This window comes from Pseudomonas sp. (assembly GCF_035497915.1).
Classification (GTDB): domain Bacteria; phylum Pseudomonadota; class Gammaproteobacteria; order Pseudomonadales; family Pseudomonadaceae; genus Serpens.
Genome location: NZ_DATJCS010000005.1, coordinates 119525 through 126766 on the forward strand (window position 1 = coordinate 119525; position 7242 = coordinate 126766).

Annotated in this window: 6 protein-coding genes; 5 read left to right on the top strand and 1 reads right to left on the bottom strand. The window is 66.7% G+C overall.

The features are described 5' to 3' along the window. The first annotated feature begins 16 nt into the window (after nt 1-16). From ahcY to VL129_RS02015, 3 genes are all read left to right on the top strand, one after another. On the top strand, nt 17-1423 hold the full coding sequence (gene ahcY, locus VL129_RS02005; RefSeq protein WP_325409514.1) for an adenosylhomocysteinase: 1407 nt from the start codon (nt 17-19) through the stop codon (nt 1421-1423). Between the two features lie 106 nt (nt 1424-1529). Further along, nucleotides 1530-2375 (top strand): methylenetetrahydrofolate reductase [NAD(P)H], encoded by an 846-nt coding sequence (metF, locus tag VL129_RS02010; protein ID WP_325409516.1) that lies wholly within the window; start codon nt 1530-1532, stop codon nt 2373-2375. A gap of 397 nt (nt 2376-2772) precedes the next feature. Further along, nucleotides 2773-4629: an RNA helicase RhlE2 gene (locus tag VL129_RS02015; protein WP_325409518.1), complete on the top strand. Its 1857-nt coding sequence runs from the start codon at nt 2773-2775 to the stop codon at nt 4627-4629. Between the two features lie 193 nt (nt 4630-4822). On the opposite strand, the gene yrfG is transcribed toward VL129_RS02015, so the two are convergent. Continuing rightward, the gene (yrfG, locus tag VL129_RS02020; protein ID WP_325409520.1) at nt 4823-5485 is read right to left on the bottom strand and encodes a GMP/IMP nucleotidase; all 663 of its coding nucleotides are present in this window, start codon (nt 5483-5485) and stop codon (nt 4823-4825) included. 85 nt (nt 5486-5570) lie between these two features. On the opposite strand from yrfG, the gene nudE reads away from it, so the two are divergent. Beyond that, entirely contained in the window at nt 5571-6134 is a 564-nt protein-coding gene (gene nudE, locus VL129_RS02025; protein WP_325409522.1) for an ADP compounds hydrolase NudE, read from the top strand. Between the two features lie 5 nt (nt 6135-6139). Next, nucleotides 6140-6961, top strand: coding sequence for a 3'(2'),5'-bisphosphate nucleotidase CysQ (cysQ, locus tag VL129_RS02030; protein ID WP_325409539.1), 822 nt, complete (start codon nt 6140-6142; stop codon nt 6959-6961). Nucleotides 6962-7242: the final 281 nt, after the last annotated feature.

Sequence of the window (7242 nt, forward strand, 5' to 3'; positions counted from 1 at the left end):
AATGGAGAACTCTTCAATGAGCGCTGTCATGACGCCCGCCGCTTTTACCGACTACAAGGTCGCCGACATCTCCCTGGCCGACTGGGGCCGCAAGGAACTGATCATCGCCGAGTCCGAAATGCCGGCACTGATGGGCCTGCGCCGCAAGTACGCCGCCTCCCAGCCGCTCAAGGGCGCGAAGATCCTCGGCTGCATCCACATGACCATCCAGACCGGCGTGCTGATCGAGACGCTGATCGCGCTGGGCGCCGAAGTGCGCTGGTCGTCCTGCAATATCTTCTCCACCCAGGACCAGGCCGCTGCCGCCATCGCCGCCGCCGGCATCCCGGTGTTCGCCTGGAAGGGTGAGACCGAGGAGGAGTACGAATGGTGCATCGAGCAGACCATCCTCAAGGACGGCCAGCCGTGGGACGCCAACATGATCCTCGACGACGGCGGTGACCTGACCGAGATCCTGCACAAGAAGTACCCGCAGATGCTGGAGAAGATCCACGGCATCACCGAGGAAACCACCACCGGCGTGCACCGCCTGCTGGACATGCTCAAGAACGGCACCCTGAAAGTCCCGGCGATCAACGTCAACGACTCGGTGACCAAGAGCAAGAACGACAACAAGTACGGCTGCCGTCACAGCCTGAACGATGCCATCAAGCGCGGCACCGACCACCTGCTGTCCGGCAAGCAGGCGCTGGTGATCGGCTACGGCGACGTGGGCAAGGGCTCGGCGCAGTCGCTGCGTCAGGAAGGCATGATCGTCAAGGTCTCGGAAGTCGACCCGATCTGCGCCATGCAGGCCTGCATGGACGGCTTCGAACTGGTGTCCCCCTACAAGAACGGCCTGAATGACGGCAGCGACGCCTGCATCGACAGCGCGCTGCTCGGCAAGATCGACCTGATCGTCACCACCACCGGCAACACCAACGTGTGCGACGCCGGCATGCTCAAGGCGCTGAAAAAGCGCGCCGTGGTGTGCAACATCGGTCACTTCGACAACGAGATCGACACCGCCTTCATGCGCGCCAACTGGGGCTGGGAAGAAGTGAAGCCGCAGGTGCACAAGATCCACCGCACCGGCAAGACCGTCGACCCGACCAACGACGACTACCTGATCCTGCTGGCCGAAGGCCGCCTGGTGAACCTGGGCAACGCCACCGGCCACCCGAGCCGCATCATGGACGGTTCCTTCGCCAACCAGGTGCTGGCGCAGATCTTCCTGTTCGAGCAGAAGTTCGCCGACCTGCCGGCCGCGAAGAAGGCCGAGCGCCTGACCGTGGAAGTGCTGCCCAAGAAGCTCGACGAGGAAGTGGCGCTGGAAATGGTCAAGGGCTTCGGCGGCGTGATCACCCAGCTGACCGCGAAGCAGGCCGAGTACATCGGCGTGAGCGTGGAAGGCCCGTTCAAGCCGGACAGCTACCGCTACTGATTCCGTAGGGTGGAAAACGGCCAACGGCCTTTTCCACCTGCCGTTCCAAGGCGGTGGAAAAGCGCTGCGCGCGTTTTTCCACCCTACGCTCTGAAGGATTCATTCCATGTCCCAGGAACGCCGCTACAGCTTCGAGTTCTTCCCCACGAAGACCGAGGCCGGGCATGAAAAACTGCTCAACACCGCCCGACGCCTGGCCGAATACCAGCCGGACTTCTTCTCCTGCACCTATGGCGCCGGCGGTTCGACCCGCGACCGCACGCTGAACACCGTGCTGCAGCTGGACCGTGACGTGAAGGTGCCGACCGCGCCCCACCTGTCCTGTGTCGGCGACAGCAAGGCCGAGTTGCGCCAGTTGCTCGCCACCTACAAGGACAACGGCATCCGCCGCATCGTCGCCCTGCGCGGCGACCTGCCGTCCGGCATGGGTCTGGCCAGCGGCGAGCTGCGCTACGCCAACGAGCTGGTGGAGTTCATTCGCGCCGAGACCGGCGACCACTTCCACATCGAGATCGCCGCCTACCCGGAAATGCATCCGCAGGCGCGCAATTTCGAGGACGACCTGAAGAACTTCGTGCGCAAGGCCCAGGCCGGCGCCGACAGCGCGATCACCCAGTATTTCTTCAACGCCGACAGCTATTTCCACTTCGTCGAGCGCGTGCGCAAGCTGGGCGTCGAGCTGCCGATCGTGCCGGGCATCATGCCGATCACCAACTACACCAGCCTGGCGCGCTTCTCCGACGCCTGCGGCGCGGAAATCCCGCGCTGGATCCGCAAGCAACTGGAAGCCTACGGCGACGACGTGGCCAGCATCCAGGCCTTCGGCGAGCAGGTGGTCAGCGAGATGTGCGAGAAGCTGCTGGCCGGCGGCGCGCCGGGCTTGCACTTCTACACCCTGAACCAGGCCGAGCCGAGCCTGGCGATCTGGAACAACCTCCAGCTGCCGCGCTGAGCCGCCGCGCGCGCTCCCTGTAGGGCCGGCTTTACGCCGGCCGACGGGGTCGCGGTTGCGCTCCGGGGGCCGGCTGGCGCCGGCCTTTGGGCCGGGATAAACCCGGCCCAACAGGTTCAGGGGCGCATCACCCTGTGGGTTTTACGCCGGCCAGCAGGGCTGCACCCCGCGCCGTGGCTAACCCGCCACGGAACCCGCGCCCTGCGGCCCCGGTCAGAAAAAACGGCACCACAACCTTCCGCGCTGGTATACACTCCCCCGGTCCGCCCCGGCTCGCGCCCGGACCCCGACTCTCTTCATCGTCGGCAGTACCGGTCGGGATCGCCCCCCTCCCAAGGCGATTCATGCCAGGCGTCCTTTTCATCGGGCCTTGCCCCACATACAGACAGGATCACCCATGTCCTTTGCTTCCCTCGGTCTCTCCGAGGCACTGGCCGGCGCCGTCGAGGCCGCTGGCTACGCCCAGCCCACTCCGGTGCAACAGCGGGCCATTCCCGCCGTGTTGCAAGGCCGCGACCTGATGGTCGCCGCCCAGACGGGCACCGGCAAAACCGGCGGTTTCGCACTGCCCGTACTCGAATTGCTGTTTCCGGGTGGTCACCCGGACAAAGCCCATCGCCACGTCGCCAAGCAACCGCGCGTGCTGGTGCTGGCACCCACCCGTGAACTGGCCGCCCAGGTGCATGACAGCTTCAAGCTGTATGCCCGCGACCTGCCGTTCAAGAGCGCCTGCGTATTCGGCGGCGTCGGCATGAATCCCCAGGTCCAGGCTCTGGCCAAGGGTCTGGACGTGCTGGTGGCCTGCCCGGGCCGTCTGCTCGACCTGGTCGGGCAGGGGGCCGTCGACCTGTCCCATGTGGAAATCCTCGTGCTCGACGAAGCCGACCGCATGCTCGACATGGGCTTCATCCACGACGTGAAGAAGGTCCTGGCCAAGCTGCCGGCCAAGCGCCAGAACCTGCTGTTCTCGGCGACTTTCTCCCAGGACATCATCGGCCTGGCCAGCAAGCTGCTGCACGAGCCCGAGCGCATCGAGGTGACGCCGCCGAACACCACCGTGGAGCGCATCGAACAGCGCGTCTACCGTGTGCCGGCGACCCACAAGCGCGCGCTGCTGGCGCACCTGATCACGCTGGGCGCCTGGGAGCAGGTGCTGGTGTTCACCCGCACCAAGCACGGCGCCAACCGCCTGGCCGAATACCTGGAAAAGCATGGCCTGTCGGCCGCCGCGATCCACGGCAACAAGAGCCAGAACGCGCGCACCAAGGCGCTGGCCGACTTCAAGGCCAATGCCATTCGCGTGATGGTGGCCACCGACATCGCCGCCCGTGGCCTGGACATCGACCAGCTGCCGCATGTGGTCAACTACGAGCTGCCCAACGTCGAGGAAGACTATGTGCACCGCATCGGCCGTACCGGCCGGGCCGGGCGCAGCGGCGAGGCGATCTCGCTGGTCGCGCCGGACGAGGAGAAGCTGCTCAAGGGCATCGAGCGCCTGACCAAGCAGCGTATCCCTGATGGCGACCTGATGGGCTTCGACCTGGCCAGCCTGGAAGCGGAAGCGCCGGAAGTGCGCGAGCCCCGCCAGCCGCAGGGTCGTGGCGGTCGCCGCAACGAGAGCCGGGACGAGAAGTCCGGCGCCCGCGGCGAGAAGAAGCCGGCCCGCGCGGCAGGCGACAAGAAGCCTGGCGAGCGCGGTGGCGAGCAGAAGCCGTCCGCCGAGGGCGCCGGCAAGGGCCGCCGCACGCGTGGCGGTCAGGGTCGCGGCAAGCCCCAGCCAGCGGCCGGCGCGGCGATTCGCCCGGCATTGCCGCCGGATCGTGACCCGGAGGTGTTCCTCGACGACGAGATCGACAACTTCGGCAACCGCGTCGACTACGTACCTCCGGCCAACCAGGCCCAGAACGGTCGTGGCCGGCGTGGCGGTCAGGCCAATGCGGGTGGCAATCCCCGTCCGGCGCGCGGCGGTGCGGGTGCGAACGCCGGCGGCAAGCCGGCGGGCGGCCAGAATCGCAAGAAAGGTACTGGCGGTGGTCGCGGCAAGCCCCAGGGCAGCGGCCGCGTGCTGACGCCCAACGGCAGTAGCAACACCAACAACGATTCGCCGTTGTCCGCCACGCCGCGTCGCTCCGAGCGCCAGCCGGTGATCATCCACAAGCACCGCGAGCGCCTGCCGAGCCTGGAACAGCTGGACGAGCTGCCCGACAACCGGCCGCGTGGCGAGAAGCCGGCGCTGCTGACGCGCAACCGCTGAGCCTGAACCAACAAAGCCCCTGCACTGCAGGGGCTTTTGTTTTGGCGTGTGGGTAACTTTGGCGGGCGGGTGGGTAACTGTAGGAGCGGCTTCAGCCGCGAAGCTTTTGGCTGTTCCTGCTGTTCCTGCTGATCGCGGCTGAAGCCGCTCCTACCGGTTTGTGCAGGCCCTGTGAGGCGCGCCGTGCCCTACGCTACAACCCTTCCAATAGCACCCGGTAATCCTCCTGAGCGACGAACTCCCCGGTGTCCCGTTCACCCTGGCGGCTATCCGGCTGGCGCACCGCCAGCAGGTGGGCGATGCCGTAGGCGCGGGCGCTGCGCAGGATCGCCAGGCTGTCGTCGATGAACAGGCTGCGCGCCGGGTCGAAGCCGAAATCCGCCTGCAGGGCGTACCAGAACTGCGCGTCTTCCTTGGGGAAGCCGTAGTCATGTGAGCTGATCAACCGGTCGAAGTACGGTGCCAGCGCGACCCGCTCCAGTTTCAGCGACAGTGAATCGCGATGGGCGTTGGTGATCAGCGCCACGCGCTTGCCGGCCTGGCGCAGGGCGGCGAGGAAGGTGTCGGCATCCGGACGCAGGCTGATCAGGTGCGCCACCTCGCGCTTGAGTTCGACGATTGGCAGGTCCAGCTCGCGGCTCCAGAAATCCAGGCAGTACCAGCTCAGCTGGCCGGCGTGGCGGGCGAACAGCGGCTGCAGCTCCATATCCGCCATGGCGCGGCTGATGCCGTGGCGTTCGGCGTAGCGCTGCGGCAGGTGTTCCAGCCAGAAATGGTTGTCGAAATGCAGGTCCAGCAGGGTGCCGTCCATGTCCAGCAGCACGGTATCGATGGTGTTCCAGGGCAGGATGGGCATGGCGTCTCCGGGAAGCCACGATCTGTGGCGCGGTACGGCGGGAAAAGGCGGTTATGATACCTGCATGCCCGTTCCGGAGAATGCCATGCGTGAGAAGCCCGCCGTGCTGGCCCGCGAGATCGTTGCTCGCAGCCGGCTGTTTGCCGTCGAGGAATTGCAGCTGCGTTTCAGCAATGGCGTAGAGCGCACCTACGAGCGTCTGGTCGGCAAGGCCGGCTACGGCGCGGTGATGGTGGTGGCGATGGCGGATGCCGAACACGCGCTGCTGGTGGAGGAATACTGCGCCGGCACCGACGACTACCAGCTGTCGCTGCCCAAGGGCCTGATCGAGCCCGGCGAGGAAGTGCTCGACGCCGCCAATCGCGAGCTCAAGGAGGAGGCCGGCTTCGGCGCCGAGCGCCTGGAGTACCTCACCGAACTGTCGCTGTCGCCCGGCTACATGAACCAGCGCATTCGCGTGGTGCTGGCCCGCGACCTCTACGAGGAACGCCTGCCGGGCGACGAACCCGAGCCAATGGCGGTGAGCCGCGTGAATCTGCGCGAGCTGTCGAGCCTGGTGGCACACCCGCAGTTCAGCGAAGGGCGCGCGCTGGCGGCGCTGTATCTGACGCGGGATCTGCTGATCCAGCGTGGGGAGCTGGTGCTGTGAGCGAATTGAATACTCAGGCCTTGCTGCCGGCGGTCATCGCGCTGGTCGAGCGTGCCGGCTCAGCCATCCTGCCGTTCTGGCGCCACGAGCTGACCGTACAGCACAAGGCGGATGATTCGCCGGTGACCGCCGCCGACCTGGCTGCCAACCGAGTGCTGGTCGAGGGGTTGACGGCGCTGACGCCGGAGATCCCGGTGCTCTCCGAGGAAAGCTGCGCGATTCCGCTCGCCGAGCGCGCCGGCTGGCGGCGCTGGTGGCTGGTGGACCCGCTGGATGGCACCAAGGAATTCATCGCCGGCAGCACCGAGTTCACCGTCAACGTGGCGCTGGTGGAGCAGGGGCGCGTGCTGTTCGGCGTGGTCGGCGTGCCGGCCGACGGGCGCTGCTACTACGGCGGTGCCGGCCTGGGCGCCTGGCGTCAGGCCGGGGCGGAACCCGCGCGGCCGATCCAGGTGCGCCGGGAACCGGGCGAGCGCTTCACCGTGGTGGCCAGTCGGCGTCATTCCAGTCCTGAGCAGGAGCGCCTGCTGGCTGGGCTGGGCGAGCGTTTCGGCGCGCTGGAGCTGGCCAATGTCGGCAGTTCGCTGAAGTTCTGCCTGCTCGCCGAGGGCGCCGCCGACTGCTACCCGCGCCTGGCGCCCACCTCTCAGTGGGACACCGCCGCCGCCCAGGGCGTGCTGGAAGGTGCAGGTGGCGAGGTGCTGGATATGCGCGGCGAGCCGCTGCGTTATCCGGCGCGCGAGGCGTTCCTCAATCCGCATTTCCTGGCGTTGCCGGCCGAGGCGCCCTGGCGTGACGCGTTGATGGAGCTGGTGCGCAAGCCGTAGGGTGGACAACGTTGTTCTTGTCCGCCATTGCGTCGGAGCGGCGCGTTTGGTGGATCGGTAAGGCGTGATCCGCCCTACGACCTAGGCCTCCCCTGGCCGGGCGCACCTAGCCGGCCGCCCCTAGGGAAACTCTGAAAAAGACTTCCTGATTTGGCAAAATCCGTCGACTTCACCCGCCCGAGCTTTCCCATGAAGCAGATGACCTTCGCCGACGCTGAGTACGCCGGCAAGCGCAAGCAGACCCGCAAGGAGCTGTTCCTGATCGAGATGGAACAGGTGGT